This window comes from Pseudomonas sp. ADAK18 (genome assembly GCF_012935695.1).
GTDB lineage: Bacteria > Pseudomonadota > Gammaproteobacteria > Pseudomonadales > Pseudomonadaceae > Aquipseudomonas.
In genome coordinates this window covers 3,156,800-3,177,661 of sequence record NZ_CP052859.1, presented here as the reverse complement: position 1 = coordinate 3,177,661, position 20,862 = coordinate 3,156,800, and the positions used below count along the sequence as shown (strand labels likewise).

Genomic DNA, 20,862 nt, shown 5'->3' with positions numbered 1-20,862 from the left:
CATACCTGAATGCGTTACCACACCAATATCTGCAACGTCGGTTTGACCGGTGGGCGGATGCCGTTGCCATCGTCAAGGGTTTGCCGGGCGCCGGTCAGCGGGTCGATCAGTTCGGCGTTGTGTACCTCGGGCAGAGTGATATTTGTGCCGTCGGGGCTCCAGTACATCAATAGGTGTTTACCGTCGTCGCGGGTCCACGCGACGCTGTACAGGTTTTTCGGAACGTCTTTGAGTGTCGGCGTGGTGCCGGGCTTGAGACGTGCACCGGTGATTTCCAGGAAGCGCGCAAGGGCGGTATAGACGGGTTTTGGCTCGCCGTTGAGGTCCAGCAGGCCGTAATGCTGGTCCCGCGCCGAGGCCCGTTCATCCAGGTCCGAAAGGGCAAACAGGAAGATCTTCTGGTAGTCCTGGGACGCCATCAGCGCCAGGCGGCGCAAGGTGTAGTCGGCCTGGCCGTCGACGCCGATCAGGCGTTGCATTTCCTTGGGGCCGGCATAGCTGGACCAGCCCCATTCGGTGGCCCACACGTCCTTGATCCCGGCGTTGTGCAGCAATGTATTGAGCTGGTTGCCCCGCAGTAGCACTTCGTTCTTGCCTGGCTCATCGGTTTCCGGGGTCATCGTGTAAGGGTGATAGGCCGCCACCATGCCTAGACTTTGTACCCCCAGCGCGCCGAGTGCTTCGAACATCAGGGTTTTGCCGCGGGGCGGCATCTGGCTGTAATACCCCATGCCGCCCATCACTTGGGTCTTGCCCGGCGCAGCGAGATTCAGCGCCTGGTGGCTGGCCAGTAACAGCTGCCCGTACTCCTTGGCGTTCACTGCGGGGCGCCAGTTATTGGGCAGGTTTTGTTCGTTCCAGACCTGCCAGGCGTCGATACGCGGATAGCGCTTGGCGAGCATCGCCAGGCGCAAGGCATACACGCTGGCGTCCCGGGGCGGGTATTGGTCCTGGAACGGCGCACCCTTGGGCGCGGTGGTTATAAACGGCGCCGAGCCCACCAGGTAGAACACCGAGCGGATATTCTCCTCGGTGAGGGTTTTGTCGAGTTCATCGAGGGTGCTCAGTTGATAGTCCTTTTTCTGAGGCTCCAGGCGGTCCCAATGCAGGTCGACTCGTACCCAGTTCAGCCCCAGCTTCTGGTACTGGCTGATTTGCTTGCGGTATTGCTCTGGCTTGAACCACAGGAAGTGCGCGTTTACCCCCAGGAAATCCTTCCACACCACGGTGCGCTGAGGCGCAAGGTTTACCGGTTCGGCGTCGACTTTTTCACTCAGCAGCATGGAGCTGCCGACGGCCAGGACCAGCGTCAGTGGCAGTAAACGCACCCAGGGGCGAATAGGTGAAGTGTTCATCGGGATGGCTCCTTACATGCAGCCTGGAACAATTCGGCAAAGCGCTGGGCCGTGTTAGGCCATTGGCGTTGCCGACCGATTTCAGCGGCTTGGTCGGCCCACTGGCGAGCCTGTTGCGGGTCCAGCATCAAACGGCTCAGGGCATCACTCAACGAGTCGATATCACCTTGCTGATAAGTGACGCCGTTGCCGGCGGCCACTTCTTCGGCAAAGGCCCGTGCATTTGAGGTGATCACGCCACGCGCGCAAGCATTGGCCCAGGACAGAGCGCCGCTGGTGCCACGCATCTGCCCCAAAAAGCCGAGCTTTTTCGACTCGCGGTAGGGAAGCACCATCACATGGTGATCCTGGATCGTGCGTGCGATGTCGGCCGAAGGCAGGTCCAGTTGCCAATCCACCACGTCGCCGAGGTGCAACGTGTCGATCTGTTGGCGCAAGCCTTCCAGGTAATTGCCGGCGGGGTCGAACGTCATTTCCGGCGCTGTGCCACCGGCCAGGGTCAGGCGTACCTGGCCACGGCATTGAGGGTTGGCGGACAGGGCGCGCGCCAGGGCTTCAAGCAGGTCCTCGATACCTTTGCCGCGGTAGATAAAGCCGAAATACAGAAGACGCAATGGTTCCAGTGGCGGCAGTGCCACCGACGCAATGACCAGGTTGCCGTGGGCAATGACCGCCGACTGGTCCGCACGTAGCCCCATGCGTTGGCGCAAGCAGTCCCCGCCCAGGCGGGTGAGGGTGATCAGGCGGCGCATGTGTTTGGCCACGCGCCGTTCTTCATGCAGGGTCAACGGGTCGGCCAGTAACGCTGCTGCCTGAGGCATCGGATGGGGCAGGCGTTCGAGCAGGGTCAGCGGGAAGAATAACTTGGCCCGGCGCCAGATCAATCGCTCCGGGTCATGCACGGTGGCAGTCAGCGGCAACTGTGGGTGAGCCTGGCGCAAGTAATCCAGCGCCTGGAATTCACCGAAGCGTCCACCGCCCAGCTCAGCATGGACCAGGTCCACGCTGCTCCAGTCAAACCCGCGCAGCCGGCGCTGCAGCTCAGCCGGGTCGTGACAGCCCTTGAGCGGTGTGAGGACTTCAATGCCCAGCTCGACCAACGCGTTGCACAAGTGCGCGGCGTAGTCGGCAATGCCGGTTTGTTCGGGTGGCAGCGGTGCCAGCAGCGCAATCCGCATCAGGCCGCTCCACGCCAGCTGTTGATCCGTGCCAAGACGTTGGCCGGCACTTCGAAGCGGCGACGGTTGAGAATGATCCCATCGACCTTGCCGAACGCGGTGGTCAGCAGCGACAGGGCGTTCTCAATGGTTGGCACGGTGCTGGTTCGGGCCTCGATCACCAGCACAATCTGGTTGGCGCGGCGCAAGGTCAGGAACGCCTGCGGGTTGGACGACAGGGCAGAGGCGTCCAGCAGCAACACTTCACCCGGTTGCGCTACTTGTGTGCCATTGATCGTGACCTGATGACCTCGCTCTACCAGCAGGTTTTTCAACTGCTCGATGATGAATGTCACGCCTTCGCCATGGCGCGCCGAGGTCAGTCCCAGGGCAAAGCCCTCGCGGGCTATGCGGTCGGTGGGCAGCAGGCTATACAGACGATAAATACTCGCCGTCAGCGCGGCAGGTGTTGCATCGTGCACGTCGGGGATGCTGCTCCATAGCGGTACATGGAAGACCTCTTGCAGCCGCGCGCCGTCGTGGATGCGCTGGTCCAGCAGGTACAGCACGTAGATGGTCAGCAGGCCCACGGCGAGGCCGGCGGGGATGGTGAACAGCAGAATCAGCAAGCTTTTGGGGAACACTCGAGCCGGGTTCAGGGTGGCGTGTTCGATCAAGGCGATGTTGCTGATCTGGCTGCTGTCCAGTTCGTGGTCGATGCGCGCTTGTTCAAGGTTTTCCGAGTACAGCGCATAGCTTTTCTCGGCGGTGTGCAGTTGTTGGGTCAGGCGATTGAGCTCCGGCTCATCGGTCATCACCTGGTCACGCTCGGAGCGCAGGGTCTCGAGGGTCTTGTCGTAGTCTTCGATTTGCCCGGCCAGCTTGCGTTCCTGCAATTGGGCGTCGATCACTTGCTGTTTGATGTTGATCACCAGGCTGTTGGGCGCGCTGTTCTGCGAGCGTTCCAGGCGGGTGGCCTCCTGGGCGCTCAAGGCCTCCAGGTCGCGGATGTTCTGTTCAATCTGGTTGACCTGTGGCGTGCCCGGCAGGTAGGTGCGCAGCAGGCGCGCGCGCTCCACTTGCAACGTGTTGAGCTGGCGCTTGAGGTCCAGTTGAGTCGGGTTGAGGCTGGTTTCCCGCATTGTCACCACTTCGGCGGGCTGATTCTTGATCTGTTGGCTGGCGTTGACCAGGAAGCTGCGAATCCCCGAGAGCTGGTTCTGCGCGCCGACTTTGGCGTCGGTGATGCGGTTGATCTGGCTGGTGAGGTTTTCCAGGCGCGCCTGGACACTGATCGAATCGATTTGCTTCAAGCGGCCTTGCAGTTCTTCCTTGAGATTCAGGATGGTTGCGGCGACCTTGGCCCCCTCGGTTTCATAGAAGGTATGCAGGCTCTTGCGCCCCAGGATCCGCGCACGCTCTTCCAGGTAGGCGTCGACCCAGGTCTCGACGATTTTTTGCGCAACGGCGGGATCGTCCCATTTGAACGAAATCTCGATCACCGACGAGCCCGGCTCATGGCTGGCCTCGAAGTTTTTCTCCAGATTGGTCGCCAGGCGTTCCAGTGGGCTTTGCTTCTCGGCCAGGCCGATAAATTGCAGTACGCTGCGCACGCCGTCGAGTACGCTGCCGACGGCCTTCTTGACGTAGAACTTGGTGGTCTTCCAGAACCCCTGCGGCGGCTCGGAGGTCATGGCCAGGTAGCGCTCGGCAACAATGTGCACGATCGGCCGACCGGTGAGCATTTTCTCCTCGTCAACGATCGGGTCGTGCTGGGTGCTTGGGGCAATCAGCGTTTGACGGTTGCCGGCTTCGATGGGCACCGTGGTGTTGTCTCGTCCCGGCTTGACCAGCAAGCGCGCGTCGGACTCATAACGAGCCGGCAGCAGAAAGGCACCCAGCACGGCGACCACGATGGTGGTGATCACTGCCAGCTTGAATTCGCGGCGGAAGATGAAGAACAACCGCAGCAAGTCGCGTAGAGAGCGGATTTCGATCACAGGATCACTCCGTTGAATAAATGTTGTATACCGGATGGAATCAGCAGGTTCGAGTGATACCAAGCCTGCACCATGATCATGGGCTGAGGTTGTAGGTGGTATTGCCGGACGTGTTATTGAGCTGATAGTTCAAACCCAGCCCAACCCCTTTGTTAACCGGAAACAGCTTGGTGAAGTACATGTCCACCGCTTCCACCGTGGCGCCAATGCTCGACTGCGGCACGTAGATCAAATCCCCTCGTTGCAATGTCACCAGCGGATGCGTCGGGTCTTTCAACATGCTGCTCACGTCGACGTAGTACAGCCTGTACTTGCCGTCGGATCCGGTGCGCAGCAGGGCAATATTGGAACTGTCCGCCGAGGGCAACACACCGCCGGAACTGAATAGCGCCTGTTCCACGCTGACCTGGCCCGACAAGTTGAAGAACGCCGGGTTAGGTACCGCGCCGCCGATAAACACGCGGTTGCTTGGTGCGCTGGCGATGTTCACCGTCACCGCTGGCTCGCGGTAGATGCGCTTGTATTTCTCGGTAATCTCCTTGCCCAGGTCCTCGGGCGTACGCGACGCTGCCTTGACCCGGCCGATATTGGGCATCGAGATCACCCCGTCGGGGCGCACCACGAAGATGCTCATCTCATCGGTGGCCGCCGGTTCCTGGACATCACGTACGATGCGTAGGGAATCGCCGCTCTGGATCAGCACCTGAGCCGGCGGCAGATCAGCCAGGGTCAGCGCCGCTTGGTGGCCGGCCTTGAGCGTATCGTTGTCAGGAAGTGGCACTCGCGCGGGGGTCGAACAGCCTGCCAGCCAGATTGAGACACTCAGGAGGCTGAGCAGGGTAAGACGGGAACGTCGGTTGATAGTCTTCATGACGGCTCAAGTCCAGTAGGTGGAGAACATACCCAGGCGCTGCTTGAGCGATTTGGGCAGGTAGCGTTCAAGATGGCCGAGGCGATAGCCCAGCAATTTAAAGGCACTGCGCACCACGACTTCCGGTGTGCGATGCAATGCACCGGCTTCGCGCAGCGCTCGAAGTTCGGCCAGTACATAGCGCTTACCTTCACCGCCGGCGTCACCAAACGCCTGGCGAATCCATGGCTCACGGCCGTAGAACACACCGATATCGAAGTAGCGATGAAACTCGTCCATAAGAGCGTAGTCGTGGGAGTGATAAACCTCGGCGGTGGCGGCGTAGCGCACCTTGTAGCCGTCGAGCAGCATGCGCGCGGCAACATAGGCGTCTTCGCTGCCGATCACATCGGCAGGAAAACCACCCACCGCCTCCAGGGCGCTGCGCCGGTACACGGAAAAAGAATCGGAGCTGAAACAGGTCTTGATCCCAAGCTCGGGGGCATCGGCCAGGCTTTTGCTGCGGCTCTGGGCCGGGTAGTTGAAGTGCCGCGACTGCGCGCCCAGTACACCGGCGCCGGGGTGGGGCAGTTGGCGTCCGTAGGCGACGCCGTTGAGCGGGTCGAGCTGCAATTCGGTGATCAGATTGGCGAAGGTTTGCGCATTGGCGGGAATCGCGTCCTGAGTCATGACGATCAACACTTCGCCGCCGACCTGTTCGCTGGCCCAACGACGAGTACCGCCGTGATTGAAGTCCTTGGCGTCGATCACCTCGACCCGGGCGCCAAACTCGCGAAAGCGCGCCACGGTGTCATCACTTGAGGCGCTGTCGACCACCAGCATCTCGTCCGGCTGCAAGGTTTGCATCCGCAGTGCGGGCAACAGCCGATCCAGATGGCTGGACGCGTTGCGGGTGGGGATAATCAACGAGGTGCGCATCAGGGTTTTACTTCCTGAGGCGCCCGACCGTAGATATCGTCGAACCGCACAATGTCGTCCTCTCCCAGGTACTCACCGCTCTGCACCTCGATCATCACCAGGTCGATGATGCCGGGGTTGGTCAGGCGATGCTTGTGCCCGGCCGGAATATAAGTGGACTCGTTCATGTTGAGCAGGATTTCACGGTCGCCATTGGTGATCATGGCCGCGCCGCTGACGACTACCCAGTGCTCGCTGCGGTGGTGATGCATTTGCAGGGACAACGAACCCTTGGGCTTGACCACGATGCGCTTGATCTTGAACCGGGTGCTTTCTTCCAGCACCGTGTAGGTGCCCCACGGCCGGGTGACGGTACGGTGCAGGCTGAACGCCGGATGGTTCTGGCGTTTGAGTTCGGCCACGATGTAGCGCACATCCTGGCTGCGATTGGCATCGGCAATCAGGATCGCGTCCGGGGTGTCGACGATGATCAGGTCGCGCACGCCCACCGCACCGAGGACGCGTTTGGGCGAGTCGATGTAGCAGTTGTGCACGTCATGCAGGATGGCTTCGCCATTGACCTGATTGCCGTGTTCGTCGCTGGGGGTGAGTTGGCGCAGGGCTTCCCAGGAACCAATGTCGCTCCAACCGATATCGCAAGGCACCACGGCAACCTGGGCGGATTTCTCCATCAGCGCCACGTCGATGGAAATGTCCGGCGCAGTGCCGAAACCTTCGGCGTTCAGTTCCCGCTGGCGGGAGTGGTTGTTTGTCAGGGTCTGGCTGTGGTCAAGGGCAGCCTTGGCCGCGTCCAGTACGGCGGGGGCATGGGTGGCCAGTTCTTCCAGTACCGTGGCGGCCTTGAAGCAAAACATCCCGGCGTTCCACAAGTGTTTGCCGCCATCCAGGTAAGTCTGGGCGGTGGCCAGGTCCGGTTTCTCGACGAAGCGCTTGACCCGGAACCCCTGGCTCAGGGCATCACCTTGTTCGATGTAGCCAAAGCCGGTTTCAGGACGGTCCGGCTGGATGCCGAAGGTCACCAGGTAGCCGGACTCGGCCAAGTCGCGAGCCTGGGCCACGGCGTCGGCGAACGCGCTTTCATCAAGGATCAGATGGTCGGCGGGCATCACCAGCAATTGAGCGTCGGCGCCGAAATGCTCTTGCACATGCAACGCGGCCACGGCAATGGCGGCGGCGGTGTTGCGGCCGAAGGGTTCCAGTAGCAGGTCAAGACCCAGTTGCGCCTTGTTGACCCCGCGATAGTCGTCCAGGGTGCGAAACAGCAGGTCACGGTTGGTCACCGTCAACACGTTTTCCACACCAGGCAACTGGCTGGCCCGCAGGAAGGTCTTCTGCAACAGGCTCTGGTCGTCGCGCATGCGCATGAACGGCTTGGGCATGTTCTGCCGGGATACTGGCCACAAACGAGTACCCGAACCACCGGAAATGATGCAGGGGATTAATCCGTTGAGGGTATTCATTAATAGACTTCCTTGGTGGAAAGAACGGCCGGAACCGTCATGAAGACGATGTACAAATCGAACCATACCGACCATTTGGAGATGTACTCCAAGTCGTACTCGACGCGTTTTTGAATTTTGTAGAGCGTATCGGTTTCACCACGATAGCCATTGATCTGCGCCCATCCGGTGATGCCCGGCTTGACCCGATGCCTTGAGCTGTACTCGCTGACAGCCTCCTCAAAAGGAACACCGGCGGCTTTGGTGGCGGTGGCATGAGGACGTGGGCCGACCATCGACATGTTGCCCAGCAGCACGTTGAACAACTGCGGCAGCTCGTCGATGCTGGTCTTGCGAATGATCCGACCTACCCGGGTGATACGTGGGTCTTCACGAGTGGTCTGACGGTCGGCGTTATGGTCGGTCTGATCGGTGTACATCGAGCGGAATTTGAACACCCGGATCACATTGTCGTTGTAGCCAAAGCGGTTCTGGCGAAACAGCACCGGGCCCTTGGAGTCGAGTTTGATGGCGATGGCAGTCACCAGCATCAGGGGCGACAGCAGCATCAGCGCGATGCTAGCCAGCAGCAGGTCTTCACAGCGCTTGATAAAAGGCGACCAGCCGCGCAAGGGCAACTGCGAGGTGTTGAACATCAGGATGCCGCCGACATCAGTGATGCGGTTATGGCCATAGCGCAGGGCGGCCATGTCCGGTACCAGCATGACATTGACGGACATCTGCCGCAGGCGCTTGACCAGCCCATTGATACGCTGCTCGGCGGCCCACGGCAGGGTGATCATCACCTGGTTGACCTGCTCGGAACGGATCAGTTTTTCCAGGTCACGGGTGTTGCCCAGCAGAGGCAGGTTGCTCAGTTCCTTGGGGATACGCTCGGTACGGTCGTCGATAAAGCCGATCAGGCCGGAGCGGATATCACTGTTGCGCGAAAGGTGTTCGGCAACATGCACGGCGGTATCGGTGAAGCCGAGAATCACTGTGCGCTGCAGGTATTTGCCGTTCTTCATCAGGTTGCGATACAGGCGCAGCATCAGGATGCGCTCAACGCCAAACAGTCCCAGGCTGGTGGTGAACCAGAACACCAGGTTGCGTGGGCTCAACTGCGGGAACAGCAGCAATATCTGATACATAAACAGCAGGATGCAGAACGCCGATGTCCAGGCCACTAACATGACCCGAAAGCGCAGGCGATTGCTGAACAGCTCCTCGGAATACACCCCCAGGGCCTGGAACAGAATAATGGTCAGAGTCGCGAAAAACAGCAGCAGGACGAGGAAGTGATTACGCAGGTCTGCTTCCATGGGCTGCGGGTAGAACAACAAGACCACCGCAGGCAACACCGCTGTTACACCGTGGAGCAATTTGACGAACACCACAAAAAACTCAATAAAGCCGGTACGAGTTAGAAACAGGCTATCGACCGACGACTTCTCACTCATAAATCATCCCTCGTTGCACCACCAGGATGTCCATATTCGGCTGTCATCCATATAAAGCAGGGTCACTTTATAAAGGGAGCAAGTCGAACAGTGGCTTCGCTGGGTAAAACGCAATTGCCTGTCTACGGACTGCAGGGAATTTGCGAGATAGTGGCCAAATAGTGGCAACTGCCGGATAATCTGTCAAGTAATTGACTGAATTTGCGGTATTTGCCTCCTCAAATCATAGGCTACTCTCTGAGCGACAGTTTGTTGACTTATTTGGGGCTGTGCTCAGATTTATCGAGAATAAGTGATGGCTTTTTGGAGTGTAGGAACAAATATGGAAAGTTTCTTGCTTGCCAGGGAATCCTTTTTTTTGACAGGTATAGGAAGAGGGGCGTTCTAGACTGCGACATGGCACTGGCGATGGATTGCAGGCGTATCCAGTTCAATTTTTTGTTTTTTCTCGCAAGGCCTGATTAATCTGCAGGCTTTGCCAGCGGATGATTTGAGCATGATCGACTGCGCGACCCTTGCTGTCTTCGCAGGCTCTGTCCTGCTGCTGTTACTGTCACCGGGGCCGAACATGGCCTTTGTCATCAGCCATGGTGTGACCTACGGTTGGCGTGGCGGAGTGGCATCAGGACTGGGTATCAGCGTGGCGGACGTACTGCTGACCGCGTTGACGGCCACCGGGGTGACGGCGGTGGTCGCCAGTTGGCCGCCGGCTTTTGACCTGATTCGTTACGCGGGGGTGATGTATCTGCTGTGGTTGGTATTCAAGACCTTGCAAAAAACACCCGGCCTGGATACGTCCCAAGTCACTCGAGTGCGCTTGAGCGAGGTGTTTGTTCGCGCCATGTTCAATAGCCTGCTCAACCCCAAGGCGCTGCTGTTTTTCATGGTGTTCCTGCCGCAGTTCGTCAAGCCCGAGGCTGGTTCCATTGCATTGCAGTTGGTGCAGTTGGGGTTGATCCTGACACTGATCAGTGGGGTGTTCCATGGGGTGTTGGGTATTTTCGGTAGCGCTGTCAGCCGGTTTTTTTCCGCCAGTTCCCGGACTTCGGGGTTGCAGAAGTGGGGGCTGGCCACGGTGTTGATGGCCCTGGCGCTGCGCTTGATGTTGATGTCACGTCCAGCATGAGAGACCGTTCCCTTAAGGAACGATCCCGGCGATTTCAACCCAACCGCGCTGCCGCCCGCGCTACGATCGCCCCGCGTGTCTTGCGCGACTCAACCGTACGTTTGTTGGCTTCCTCCAGTACATCGGCCGGTGCGGTGTCTGGCCGGCCGGCGTTGAACGGCGGTGCAGGGGCATATTCCAGCTGCAGTTGCACCAGTTGCGCCGCCGCCTCGCTGTACAGCTCTGCCGCCAGGGTCAGGGCAAAATCAATCCCGGCTGTGATCCCGCCCCCAGTGAACAGATTGCCATCACGGACCACGCGTTCCTGCACCGGGATAGCACCCAAGGTGGACAGCATGTCGTGGTAGGCCCAATGGGTCGTCGCCCGGCGCCCCCTCAGCAGGCCCGCCGCGCCGAGTACCAGCGAGCCGGTACACACCGAGGTCACGTAACGCGCGGTATGGGACTGCGTATTGAGGAAGTCCAGGGTCTGTGGATCCTCCATCAAGGCGCCGACACCCGCGCCACCGGGTACGCAAATCACATCCAATTTCGGGCATTCATCAAAGGTCATGGTCGGGGTGAATACCAGGCCGGTGCTGGAGGTGACCGGCAGCAGGTCTTTCCAGATCAGATGGGCCTTCACGTCCGGCAAGGACGCCAGCACATCATAGGGCCCGGTCAGGTCCAATTGCTGGATACCGGGGAACAACAGAAAGCCGATCTGCAAGGTCATGTGAAACTCCGGGGATTGGGATGGACGACTTCACTGTAGTGGCCTAACCTTTGGCGTATACGCCATTAAGCCCACGAATCACGCCAAACATGCCGAAAATCATCCACGTGCTCGCTTTTCCCAATGTGCAGGTGCTCGACGTCACCGGGCCGCTGCAAGTGTTTGCTTCGGCCAATGACCTGGTGCGCCAGCAAGGGTCGCCAGTCCCTTACGCCATCAATGTGATCGCCGCACAGGTGGAGCCGGTGATGACCTCCGCTGGCCTGGCGCTGGTGGCCGAACCGTTGCCTGCGGCTGATGCCCCGTGTGACACCCTGGTAATTGCCGGTGGCTGGGGTGTGTACGGCGCGGCTGACGATCCAGCGCTGGTGGATTGGGTTCGGCGCAAGGCCGCACATTCGCGACGGATGACCTCGGTCTGCACCGGCGCTTTTCTGCTGGCCGCCAGTGGTCTGTTGGACGGTTGCCGCGTGGTGACCCACTGGACTCGTTGTGAAGAGTTGGCGCGCAAATACCCGAAGCTTACGGTCGAGGCCAATCCGATCTTTATCCAGCAGGGTTCGCTATGGACGTCGGCCGGTGTCACCGCCGGCATCGACCTGTGCCTGGCCCTGGTGGAACAGGACCTGGGCCGGGCCACGGCGCTGGAAGTGGCTCGGCACCTGGTGGTGTTCCTCAAGCGTCCTGGCGGGCAATCGCAATTCAGCGTGACGCTGTCCCTGCAAAAGGGCGGCAGCCGCTTCGCTGAGTTGCACGCCTGGATTGCCGAGCATTTGAACCTGGACCTGAACATCCCGACGCTGGCCGCGCAGGTGGGCATGAGTGAGCGCAGTTTTGTGCGCCACTACCGCGCAGAAACCGGCCAGACCCCGGCGCGGGCGGTGGAGTTGATCCGGGTGGAAACGGCGCGCCGGCAACTGGCCGACAGCGCCGTCTCGATCAAAAGGGTCGCAGTGCACTGCGGTTTTGGCTGCGAAGAAACCATGCGTCGTAGTTTTCTAAGGGCGTTATCGGTGACGCCCCAGTCTTATCGCGAGCGATTTTCAGCTTCTGTCGAGTAACTCAAATACCGCCTCAAGCGTCGCTTGCGGCGCTTCCTGGGGAATATTGTGACCAACACCTGCCAGGACCTGGCGTCGATAAAACCCGGTGAAACACCCCAGGTCCTCATCCTCCTCCGGTGCAGGTCCCACCCCATCGTCAGCACCGCACAATGAAATGCTCAGTACCGAAATGGGTGGCGGCTGTACCAGTGCCTGCTCAATCGCCTGCAGTGCCGGATCGCCAGGGGCGTACATGAAACGATGGCGATAAGAATGGATCACCACGTCGACAAAATCCGGATTATCAAACGAAGGCGCCGTCTTGCCGTACAGGCTCGGTCCTTCGGCCCAGGACGGCGACCACAGTGCCCACAACAGTTCACATAGCTCGCGACGGTTGGCAGTCAAACCGTCCACGCCTCGTTGGGTGTGAAAGTAGTATTGGTACCACAACCGATGCTCAGTGATGGGCGCTCGTGGCTGGATGGACTTGGCAATGTCCTGGATGTTGTAGCCATCGCCGGTTACCAGGCCGCGCACCCGCTCGGGCCACAAGGCGGCGACGATACAGGCGGCGCGTCCACCCCAGTCATAACCCACCAACGTAGCCTGAGGGATGGTCAGGGCATCCATGAAGTCCAACAGGTCCTTGGCCAGCGCCGCCTGTTGGCCGGAGCGCATCACCTCTGCGTTGATAAACCGCGTCGGGCCGTAGCCGCGCAGGTAAGGCACCAACACCCGACAACCACGGGCGGCCAACACGGGTGCAATCTCGTCATAACCTCGGGGATCGTAGGGGAAACCGTGCAGCAGAATCACCACGTCACCCTCGGTCGGGCCGTGGGCTTCATAGGCCATGTCGAGCATCGTGGTGCGTACGCGGTGTAATGGGGCGATTGTGGTCATGTGTGCTCCGATCAAGGGCAAGAGGCGCGGTCAAACTGTAGCGCCAAACCGGTTGCAGGATGCTTTCCAAATGAGGGTAATTGCGTGTGGGGCGAAGCCCATCAAGGTTGCCAGACGGTTTTTTCACCCCTCAATTTACGGTCCAGAAAGGTCGCGGCACTGATCAACGCCAGATGACTCAATGCTTGGGGCGTATTGCCCAGATGCCGCGCCTGGCTGTCGAACTCTTCGGCATACAACCCCAGTGGGTTGGCATAGCGCAGCAGTTGCTCAAACTCCAGGTGCGCCTTTTCCACTTGCCCGGCGCGGGCCAGGCATTCGACGTACCAGAATGAACAGGCAGCAAACGCGCCCTCGGTGCCTTGCAGTCCATCGATCTGGCTGTCGTCGTTGCGGTAGCGGTAGACCATGCCATCGCGCACCAGGCTTTTCTGGATCGCTTGCAGGGTCGACAACCAGCGTGGGTCGGTGGCGGCAACGAAGCGTACCAGCGGCATCAGCAGCATCGAGCCGTCGAGGGCGGTGCTACCGATGTGCTGCACAAAATGCCCGCGTTCTTCGTTCCAGAAGTTGCTCCAGATGTCTTGGTAAATGGCTTGGCGTGTTTCGTCCCAGCGGGCGAAGGGCGCTGGCAGCGAGCGTTTGGAGGCCAGTCGAATGGCACGGTCCAGGGCTACCCAACACATCAAGCGCGAGTGTAGGAAGTGATGCTGCTCGCCGCGCATCTCCCAGATGCCAACGTCTTGCAGGTTCCAGGTTTCACACACCTGATCCACCACTTCAATCGTATGTTTCCAGCCTTCATGGGAGATGGCTTCGCCGTACTTGTTGACCAGGTACACCGCGTCCATCAGCTCGCCGAAAATATCCAGTTGCACCTGATCATAAGCCTGATTGCCAATGCGCACCGGTTGCGCACCACCGTGGCCGCTGAGGTGAGTCAGTGCGGTTTCCGGCAGTTCCTGGCGACCGTCGATGCCGTACAGGATATTGAGTTTCATCGGTTGCCCGTGGCAGTCGCTGACTCGCCCTTTCAACCAGCGCATGTAGCTGTTGGCTTCCTGGACAAATCCCAGGCGCATGAAGGCGTAGACGGTAAACGAGGCGTCGCGGATCCAGGTGTAGCGGTAGTCCCAGTTGCGCTCACCGCCCGGGGTTTCCGGCAGGCCAAAGGTAGCGGCGGCGAGGATTGCGCCGTGCTTGCGCGAGGTCAACAGCTTCAAGGCCAGGGCCGAGCGATTGACCATTTCTCGCCAGCGTCCACGGTAGTTGGACTGGGCGATCCAGCCACGCCAGAACTTCAGGGTGCGTTCCAGGCACAGGTCGGTATCGTTGCTGTTGACCCGGGGATCTTCGAGGGCGCCGAGGACAAATTCGGCGCCCTGATCCTGCTCCAGGGTAAAACTGGCGACTGCAGCTTCGCCGTCGATCTGCAGGTCATGGCTGCTGGCCAGGCGCAGGCCGGGTTGATCAGTGGCTTCAAAACAGACATCGCCGTTGTTGAGGGTGACGAGGGTCTGGGCACGGGCGTAGTCGTGGCGCACCGCGCACCGCAGGTGAATCGTCGCTTTGCCACTGACCACCCGCACTCGGCGGATCAACAGCGGTAAGTCGTCGACTTCGTCGCTGATGGTCAGTAGGTCAGTGATCTCTACCACGGCCTCATCGCCCAGCCAGCGGGTTTGCAGGACGTTGGTGTCCGGCAGGTAGATTTGCTCGCGGCGGGCGTCGGGCAGGTCGGGGGTGAGTTGGAATATCCCTGCGGCGGGGGAGTCCAGCAATGAGCAAAAGATCGACGGGCTGTCGAACTCCGGCCAGCAGAAAAAATCGATGCTGCCCCGGTCGTTGATCAGCGCTGCACTGCGCATGTCGCCGATGATGCCGTGGGCATCGATGGCGCTTTGTGGTTCGTTCTTCAGATCAACCATTGCCGCGAAACTCCGGATAAAGGCTCATGCCGCCATCGATAAACAGGGTGCTGCCTACCACGTAGTCGGAGGCATCGCTGGCCAGCCACACCACGGCGTTGGCCACGTCTTCGACGTCACCCACGCGGCCATAGGGAATCAGTTTGAGCAACTCCACCTCGGCTGCGCCCTCGGTGGCCGCCCGGTTTATCGCGGTGCGAATCGCTCCCGGCGCGATACCATTGATACGAATCCGCTGCTGGCTGACTTCCTGGGCCAGGGTGCGCATCAGCATCTCGACACCGCCCTTGGACGCGGCGTAATTGACGTGCCCGGCCCAGGGGATCACCTGGTGCACCGAACTCATATGGATGATTTTGCCGGCGGCGCGGGAAACGCCTTCGCGGATGCCCTGATGGTTGAAGATCCGCAAGGCCGCTCGAGCGCAGAGGAACTGGCCGGTGAGATTGACGCCGATCACGGTGTTCCAGTCGTCGAGGGTCATGTCCACAGCGGGAGCGTCTTTTTGCATCCCGGAGTTGGCTACCAGAATGTCGAGGTGACCGAAGGCATCGAGGGTCTGGGCAAATAGGCGCTCGACATCGGCTTCTTTGGAGACATCGGCGCCGATGGCAATCGCCCGGCCGCCACTGGCGTTGATCTGCGCCGCCAGTGCTTCAGCCGGCGCCGCTTGGGCGTTGTAGTTCAGCACCACGGCCGCCCCGGCTTCAGCCAACGCTTTGGCCGCTCCGGCACCGATTCCTGAGCTGGCGCCGGTGACCAGGGCCACTTGTTGTTCCAACGAGATGCGCATCGTCTACCCAACCTTTATCAGAGTGTCCAGTTAGCTGACTGGCTGCGCGCGATGGAAGTTCACCGGTTGTCTGAAATGCGACGATGGCTGTCTATATCTATCGTTTTCGCCACGGTGCTTTTCGCTAGAATCAACGCCTGAGTGACGTGAGAACTGCCCATGACGATCCCCTCCCAACCCGGGCCTTGGCTTGAGGCCTATGCCGACAACTACCAGAACGATGACGTGGTGCACCTCCATTGCCATGTCCAGGCGCAGTTGATTCACGCAGTCTCGGGTGTGATGGTGGTCAGCACCGCCCAGGGCAGTTGGCTGGTGCCGTCTGGCCATGCGTTGTGGGTACCCGCCGCGATACCCCATGAGATCCGCATGGCAGGCGAGGTGCACATGCGCACATTGTTCCTGATGCCCGAAGCCGAACCGGGGTTGGGTAGAAGTTGCCAGGTGATCGAAGTGTCGGCGCTGCTGCGGGAGCTGATTGTCGCCGCCACCTTGATTGCGGGCCAAAGCGGCCTGCGGTTGCAGGCCATGATCGAATTGATCCGCCTGGAGCTGCTCGTCGCGCCGGTGGTGGCAATGCATGTGCCGGTCCCCGGCGAAGTGCGGTTGGCCAAACTGTGCACTCACTTCATCCGCAACCCGTCCGATGACAGCAGCCTGGACTCCTGGGCCGATACGCTGAACATGAGCGCCCGGACCCTGAGCCGGATCTTCCAGCGTGAACTGGGCATGAGTTTCGGCGAGTGGCGCAAACGCGCGCGACTGGCCTTGAGCTTGAAGTTGCTGGCCCAAGGGGCATCGATTCTGGAAGTGGCCCTGGAGCATGGGTATCAGAGCCCGAGTGCCTTCAGTGCGATGTTTCGCCGATCGCTGGGGTATCCGCCGAGCCATTTTCGGCCAGGCGCTTCGCTGCAGGGCATGGCGTTGCGTTAAGCAAACATATTGTCCATTTGGCGACGATACATGGCCTTGGCGCGGGCGAATCCGCCAAGGCAGCGGCCTAATCTGCAAGGCTCCTTCTTGAGCGAGCCTTGTGATGCCGATCCGTGTTTTTTTCCTGCCGACCTGCGTGCTGATGACGCTCGTGCTCACCGGTTGCAGTGGTACGTCCGGCGTGCCGTCGACGCTGATCGCGGCGCAGCCGGCATCACGTCTATCCCAGGCGTCGACTGCACCGTTACCCGTGCGCTGGTGGCAGCTTTACCGCGACCCACAACTCGATGCCCTGGTGGAACGAGCTCTGCGCAATAACAAAGACCTGGAGGCGGCTGCCGCTCATGTCGATGTGCTGGTGGCGCGCCTGGAGCAGGTGGATGGCGAGCGTCAGCCATCCACGTCATTGGATTATGGTCTGGCTTATGGTCGCAGCCGCGATGACCAGACGTTGGCCCAGGCCACCCATCAGTCAGCCGATGGCCAGTGGAACCATTCGCCTGACTTCGCCGTGAGTTACACCCTGGATCTCTGGGGCGAGGTGCGCTATCGCATGGCTGCTGCCCGGGCCGATGCCGAGGCGGCGCGCGCCCTTGAAGACGAATTGCGCGTAACGGTCGCTGCACAGACGGCACGAGCCTATGCCCAGGCCTGTGTCTATGGGCTGCGAGGTCAGGTGCAGGCCCATTCGGTGCAGTTGCTGGAGCGCAGTGTCGAGATCACCGGGAAATTGCAGAAGGCCGGCGCGGCAACCGATCTGGATGAGGTGCGCCTGAAAGGCTTGTTGGAAGAAACCCGCGCGCCGTTGTCGATGTTCGCAGCGAAACAGAAGAGTGCCCTATACGAACTGGCGGTGCTCAGCGGCCTGCCACCGGGACAGGTTGCCACGCAAAGTTGTGCCCATGGCCCGCAATTGCAGGCGCCGTTGCCGGTCGGCGATGGCTGGGCCTTGTTGCAACGCCGGGCTGATATCCGGCGTGCCGAACAGCGGTTGCAGTCCGCCACGTTGTCCATTGGCGTGGCACGCGCCGAGCTGTACCCCCGTGTCACCTTCGGGGCGATGCTCGGGTCCTCCGCCAGTAGCCTGGGCAAACTGGGCGGCGGCGATGCGGTGGTGTATTCCGTTGGCCCGCTGGTGTCCTGGCGCTTCCCCAATCTTCAGGTTGCCCAGGCGCGGGTCAAACAGCATCAGGCCCAGGCGCGCCAGGCCCTGGCGCAATTTGACGGCACGGTGCTCACCGCCCTGAAGCAAGTCGAGCAGGCCCTGGCGTTGTACCAGGGCGAACAGCAGCGTCGCCAGGCGCTGGAGGCAGCACTGGACAACAGTCGCCAAGCCCATCAGTTAGCCAGCCGCAGTTACCGGGCCGGGGGGCTGGACGCCCTGCAACTGCTGGACAGCGAACGTAACTTCGTCAGCCTTCAGGCCAGCCTGGCCCAGTCCGACTTGCGTTTGATCAACCGCCAGATCGACGTTTTCCAGGCGCTGGGCGGTGGCTGGCAACGTGACGAACAATCCATTGCCGATCTCGGAGTAAAACCATGAATCAGGCTGTTGAACCTTCCACCCTCAGTCCGGTGTTGAACCAGGCTTTCATCCAACGTCACCGGCGCCCGCTATTGATCAGCGCCTCCCTGGCAGCACTGCTGGGGTTGGGAGTATTTGCTGGGTATTGGTGGAACTTGGGGCGCTTCCTGGAAGAAACCGACGATGCCTATGTGCGCGCCGATTGGGTCGCGATCAGCCCGCGAATTGCCGGCTATGTCGCCCAGGTGCTGGTGGAAGACAATCAGCCGGTCAAGGCGGGGGACTTGCTGGTGCGCATTGATGAGCGTGACTTCACCGAGCATCTGAGCCGTGCCCAGGCGCAGTTGCAGCAAGCGCAAGCGGCGGCGAATGCGCAGCAAGCCAGTTTGCAAACCCTGGACGCACGGATGAGTGAGCAGCAACAACGCATCACCCAGGTTCAGGCGGCCTTGCGCAGTGTCGAGGCCGAGGCCCGACGGGCCCAGCTGGACTATGCGCGTTATCGCGAACTGGTGGCGCAACACGTTGCTACCGCCCAACGACTGGAGACAGTCAGCGCAAGTCAGGCCCAGGCGCAAGCGGCCGTTGCCGTGGCCCGTGCTCAGGTCGCCCGGCAACAAGCCCAGTTGCAGGTGCTGCAAGCCGGTCGCCAACAGGCCTACGCACAAATCACCGAGCATCATGCCAGGGTCGGCGAAGCCCAGGCCAATCTAGCTTTGGCGCGCAATGCCTTGAGCGACACGGAAATCCGCGCACCCTTTGACGGCATCGTCGGGCAGCGCAAGGTACGTCGCCAGCAATACGTCATTCCTGGCTTGCCGTTATTGGCGGTAGTGCCGGTGGAGCAGGCCTATGTGATCGCCAACTACAAGGAAACCCAGTTGCAGCACATGCTGCCCGGGCAGTCGGTGGAGATCGAAGTGGACAGTTTCATCGGCCAGCACTGGCACGGTCAGGTGGAAAGTATCGCCCCTGGTTCCGGTGCGGTGTTTGCGCTGTTGCCGCCGGACAACGCCACGGGCAACTTCACTAAGATCGTGCAGCGTTTCCCGGTGAAGATTCGCCTGGTGCCGGAGGGGGGCGAGGCGTCCCGGATCTTGCCGGGCATGTCGGTGATCGCTACTGTCGATACGCGTCCAGGCGCCAGGCAGGAGCATGCTCATGGAGGCTGATGGGGGCTCATCCAGGGTCTCGTTGCGCGCCTGGGTCGCGGTGATTGGAGGCCTGTTCGGCTGCTTCATGGCCGGCATGAACGTACACGTCACCAGCGCCGCCTTGCCGGAAATCGAAGGGGCCTTGGGCGCGACTTTCGAGGAAGGTTCATGGATTTCCACGGCTTACCTGGTGGCGGAAATCATCATGATTCCGCTCACGGCATGGCTGGTCCGGGTGTTCTCCCTGCGTCGGGTGATGTTGGTGGGCTCGGGGGTATTTCTGGTGGCGTCGGTAGCCTGTTCGCTGGCACCAAACCTGACGACCATGATCATCATCCGGGTGGTCCAGGGTGCAGCGGGTGCGGTGCTGATTCCGCTGTCGTTCCAACTGATCATCACCGAGTTGCCGGCGAGCAAGATTCCCTTGGGCATGGCGCTATTCAGCCTGGCCAACAGCGTGGCCCAGGCCGCCGGGCCATCCATGGGAGGGTGGTTGACCGACGCCTATTCATGGCGCTGGATTTTCTACCTGCAACTGTTCCCCGGCATCGCGCTGCTGGCGGCGGTCGCCTGGGCTATCGACCGCCAACCGATGAACCTGGGTTTGTTGCGCCAGGGCGATTGGCTGGGCATTGCCTGCATGGTGCTGGGCCTGGGTGCGTTACAGATCGTGTTGGAGGAGGGCGGGCGTAAGGATTGGTTCGGTTCAAGCTTGATTGTCTGGATGACGTTGTTGGCGGTGGTGGGACTGGTGGGGTTTATTGGCCGTCAATTGTGGGGCGCGCATGGGTTTATCAACCTGCGACTGCTGGGGCATTACAACTTTGGGGTTGCCAGTGTGGCGATGTTTATCTTCGGCGCCAGCACCTATGGGCTGGTGTTTCTGGTGCCCAATTACCTGGCGCAGTTGCAGGGCTACAACGCTCGGGAGATTGGCGTCAGTTTGATTGCCTATGGCTTGGTGCAATTGGTCCTGGCGCCATTCCTGCCCCGGTTGATGAAGTGGCTCAGCGCCAAGCTGCTGGTCGCGTCGGGTTTTGCAATCATGGCCCTGGGGTGCTGGATGGGGGCGCACCTGTCGGCGGACAGCGCCAGCAACGTCATCGTCCCGTCCATTGTGGTGCGGGGGATTGGCCAGCCCTTGATCATGGTGGCCTTGTCGGTACTGGCAGTGCATGGATTGGCCAAGGCCGAGGCGGGTTCGGCGTCGGCGGTGTTTTCGATGTTGCGCAATCTGGGCGGGGCCGTCGGCACGGCATTGCTGGCGCAACTGGTGGTGGTGCGTGAACGGGTGCATTCGGCGCGCATCGGCGAATCAGTGACAGTGTTCGAGCCTGCGCTGCAACAGCGCTTGCCCGGTGGCGGCATGTTGGATGAGCAACTGCCGGATCATCAGGTGGTGTTGAACCTGTTGGATCAGGGCATTCGCCATCAGGCATTTTTGATGGCCTACAGTGATGCGTTTTTTCTGGCATGCGTGGCGCTGGCCGCGTGTGCGGTGGCGGCGCTGATGCTGCGGCGCACGTGAGGGCGCGCGGG

Annotated in this window: 17 protein-coding genes; 6 read left to right on the top strand and 11 right to left on the bottom strand. The window is 60.7% G+C overall.

The genetic code is table 11. The features are described 5' to 3' along the window. Positions 1-14: 14 nt before the first annotated feature. The 7 genes from HKK55_RS14065 to HKK55_RS14035 all read right to left on the bottom strand — a co-directional run bounded on the left by HKK55_RS14065 (position 15) and on the right by HKK55_RS14035 (position 9,200). On the bottom strand, positions 15-1,355 hold the full coding sequence (locus tag HKK55_RS14065; RefSeq protein ID WP_169355239.1) for a beta-galactosidase: 1,341 nt from the start codon (positions 1,353-1,355) through the stop codon (positions 15-17). Continuing rightward, a complete protein-coding gene (locus tag HKK55_RS14060) occupies positions 1,352-2,533 on the bottom strand; it encodes a glycosyltransferase (RefSeq protein WP_169355238.1) in 1,182 nt (393 codons plus the stop codon). The genes HKK55_RS14065 and HKK55_RS14060 overlap by 4 nt, the downstream gene beginning before the upstream one ends. After that, positions 2,533-4,512 (bottom strand): exopolysaccharide transport family protein, encoded by a 1,980-nt coding sequence (locus tag HKK55_RS14055; protein ID WP_169355237.1) that lies wholly within the window; start codon positions 4,510-4,512, stop codon positions 2,533-2,535. Before HKK55_RS14055 ends, HKK55_RS14060 begins: the two co-directional genes overlap by 1 nt. Before the next feature lie 76 nt (positions 4,513-4,588). Continuing rightward, on the bottom strand, positions 4,589-5,383 hold the full coding sequence (locus HKK55_RS14050; RefSeq protein WP_169355236.1) for a polysaccharide biosynthesis/export family protein: 795 nt from the start codon (positions 5,381-5,383) through the stop codon (positions 4,589-4,591). A 6-nt stretch (positions 5,384-5,389) separates the two neighbouring features. Next, positions 5,390-6,301, bottom strand: a complete 912-nt coding sequence (locus tag HKK55_RS14045) for a glycosyltransferase family 2 protein (RefSeq protein WP_169355235.1) — start codon at positions 6,299-6,301, stop codon at positions 5,390-5,392. Next, a complete protein-coding gene (locus HKK55_RS14040) occupies positions 6,301-7,761 on the bottom strand; it encodes a mannose-1-phosphate guanylyltransferase/mannose-6-phosphate isomerase (RefSeq protein WP_169355234.1) in 1,461 nt (486 codons plus the stop codon). Before HKK55_RS14040 ends, HKK55_RS14045 begins: the two co-directional genes overlap by 1 nt. Further along, positions 7,761-9,200, bottom strand: coding sequence for an undecaprenyl-phosphate glucose phosphotransferase (locus tag HKK55_RS14035; RefSeq protein WP_169355233.1), 1,440 nt, complete (start codon positions 9,198-9,200; stop codon positions 7,761-7,763). The genes HKK55_RS14040 and HKK55_RS14035 overlap by 1 nt, the downstream gene beginning before the upstream one ends. A gap of 496 nt (positions 9,201-9,696) precedes the next feature. On the opposite strand from HKK55_RS14035, the gene HKK55_RS14030 reads away from it, so the two are divergent. Continuing rightward, the gene (locus tag HKK55_RS14030) at positions 9,697-10,326 is read left to right on the top strand and encodes a LysE family translocator (RefSeq protein WP_169355232.1); all 630 of its coding nucleotides are present in this window, start codon (positions 9,697-9,699) and stop codon (positions 10,324-10,326) included. Positions 10,327-10,360: 34 nt separating this feature from the next. On the opposite strand, the gene inhA is transcribed toward HKK55_RS14030, so the two are convergent. After that, positions 10,361-11,041: an isonitrile hydratase gene (gene inhA / locus HKK55_RS14025; RefSeq protein WP_169355231.1), complete on the bottom strand. Its 681-nt coding sequence runs from the start codon at positions 11,039-11,041 to the stop codon at positions 10,361-10,363. A gap of 89 nt (positions 11,042-11,130) precedes the next feature. On the opposite strand from inhA, the gene HKK55_RS14020 reads away from it, so the two are divergent. Further along, positions 11,131-12,102 (top strand): GlxA family transcriptional regulator, encoded by a 972-nt coding sequence (locus HKK55_RS14020; RefSeq protein WP_169355230.1) that lies wholly within the window; start codon positions 11,131-11,133, stop codon positions 12,100-12,102. On the opposite strand, the gene HKK55_RS14015 is transcribed toward HKK55_RS14020, so the two are convergent. The 3 genes from HKK55_RS14015 to HKK55_RS14005 form a co-directional block, all read right to left on the bottom strand. Then, positions 12,085-12,990, bottom strand: coding sequence for an alpha/beta fold hydrolase (locus HKK55_RS14015; protein ID WP_169355229.1), 906 nt, complete (start codon positions 12,988-12,990; stop codon positions 12,085-12,087). The genes HKK55_RS14020 and HKK55_RS14015 overlap by 18 nt on opposite strands. Positions 12,991-13,091: 101 nt before the next feature. Then, entirely contained in the window at positions 13,092-14,918 is a 1,827-nt protein-coding gene (locus HKK55_RS14010; RefSeq protein WP_169355228.1) for a glycoside hydrolase family 15 protein, read from the bottom strand. Further along, entirely contained in the window at positions 14,911-15,711 is an 801-nt protein-coding gene (locus HKK55_RS14005; protein WP_169355227.1) for an SDR family oxidoreductase, read from the bottom strand. The genes HKK55_RS14010 and HKK55_RS14005 overlap by 8 nt, the downstream gene beginning before the upstream one ends. Positions 15,712-15,870: 159 nt before the next feature. Here HKK55_RS14005 and HKK55_RS14000 point away from each other — a divergent pair, with 159 nt between their 5' ends. The 4 genes from HKK55_RS14000 (at position 15,871) to HKK55_RS13985 (ending at position 20,851) form a co-directional block, all read left to right on the top strand. Next, positions 15,871-16,644: a helix-turn-helix domain-containing protein gene (locus HKK55_RS14000; RefSeq protein ID WP_202020925.1), complete on the top strand. Its 774-nt coding sequence runs from the start codon at positions 15,871-15,873 to the stop codon at positions 16,642-16,644. Positions 16,645-16,747: 103 nt separating this feature from the next. Further along, positions 16,748-18,187, top strand: coding sequence for an efflux transporter outer membrane subunit (locus tag HKK55_RS13995; protein WP_169355226.1), 1,440 nt, complete (start codon positions 16,748-16,750; stop codon positions 18,185-18,187). Next, positions 18,184-19,341 carry an HlyD family secretion protein gene (locus HKK55_RS13990; protein ID WP_169355225.1) on the top strand — a complete coding sequence of 386 codons (1,158 nt, stop codon included), beginning with the start codon at positions 18,184-18,186 and terminating at the stop codon, positions 19,339-19,341. The genes HKK55_RS13995 and HKK55_RS13990 overlap by 4 nt, the downstream gene beginning before the upstream one ends. Further along, positions 19,331-20,851, top strand: coding sequence for an MDR family MFS transporter (locus HKK55_RS13985; protein WP_169355224.1), 1,521 nt, complete (start codon positions 19,331-19,333; stop codon positions 20,849-20,851). Before HKK55_RS13990 ends, HKK55_RS13985 begins: the two co-directional genes overlap by 11 nt. Positions 20,852-20,862 lie beyond the last annotated feature (11 nt).

Excerpts from the sequence above, each read along its gene's own strand:
- HKK55_RS13990 (WP_169355225.1), top strand. The coding sequence starts at position 18,184 with ATGAATCAGGCTGTTGAACCTTCCACCCTCAGTCCGGTGTTGAACCAG.
- HKK55_RS13995 (WP_169355226.1), top strand. The coding sequence starts at position 16,748 with ATGCCGATCCGTGTTTTTTTCCTGCCGACCTGCGTGCTGATGACGCTC.
- HKK55_RS14010 (WP_169355228.1), bottom strand. The coding sequence starts at position 14,918 with ATGGTTGATCTGAAGAACGAACCACAAAGCGCCATCGATGCCCACGGC.
- HKK55_RS14035 (WP_169355233.1), bottom strand. The coding sequence starts at position 9,200 with ATGAGTGAGAAGTCGTCGGTCGATAGCCTGTTTCTAACTCGTACCGGC.
- HKK55_RS14060 (WP_169355238.1), bottom strand. The coding sequence starts at position 2,533 with ATGCGGATTGCGCTGCTGGCACCGCTGCCACCCGAACAAACCGGCATT.
- HKK55_RS14050 (WP_169355236.1), bottom strand. The coding sequence starts at position 5,383 with ATGAAGACTATCAACCGACGTTCCCGTCTTACCCTGCTCAGCCTCCTG.
- HKK55_RS14040 (WP_169355234.1), bottom strand. The coding sequence starts at position 7,761 with ATGAATACCCTCAACGGATTAATCCCCTGCATCATTTCCGGTGGTTCG.
- HKK55_RS14065 (WP_169355239.1), bottom strand. The coding sequence starts at position 1,355 with ATGAACACTTCACCTATTCGCCCCTGGGTGCGTTTACTGCCACTGACG.
- HKK55_RS13985 (WP_169355224.1), top strand. The coding sequence starts at position 19,331 with ATGGAGGCTGATGGGGGCTCATCCAGGGTCTCGTTGCGCGCCTGGGTC.
- HKK55_RS14030 (WP_169355232.1), top strand. The coding sequence starts at position 9,697 with ATGATCGACTGCGCGACCCTTGCTGTCTTCGCAGGCTCTGTCCTGCTG.
- HKK55_RS14020 (WP_169355230.1), top strand. The coding sequence starts at position 11,131 with ATGCCGAAAATCATCCACGTGCTCGCTTTTCCCAATGTGCAGGTGCTC.
- HKK55_RS14015 (WP_169355229.1), bottom strand. The coding sequence starts at position 12,990 with ATGACCACAATCGCCCCATTACACCGCGTACGCACCACGATGCTCGAC.
- inhA (WP_169355231.1), bottom strand. The coding sequence starts at position 11,041 with ATGACCTTGCAGATCGGCTTTCTGTTGTTCCCCGGTATCCAGCAATTG.
- HKK55_RS14000 (WP_202020925.1), top strand. The coding sequence starts at position 15,871 with ATGACGATCCCCTCCCAACCCGGGCCTTGGCTTGAGGCCTATGCCGAC.
- HKK55_RS14045 (WP_169355235.1), bottom strand. The coding sequence starts at position 6,301 with ATGCGCACCTCGTTGATTATCCCCACCCGCAACGCGTCCAGCCATCTG.
- HKK55_RS14005 (WP_169355227.1), bottom strand. The coding sequence starts at position 15,711 with ATGCGCATCTCGTTGGAACAACAAGTGGCCCTGGTCACCGGCGCCAGC.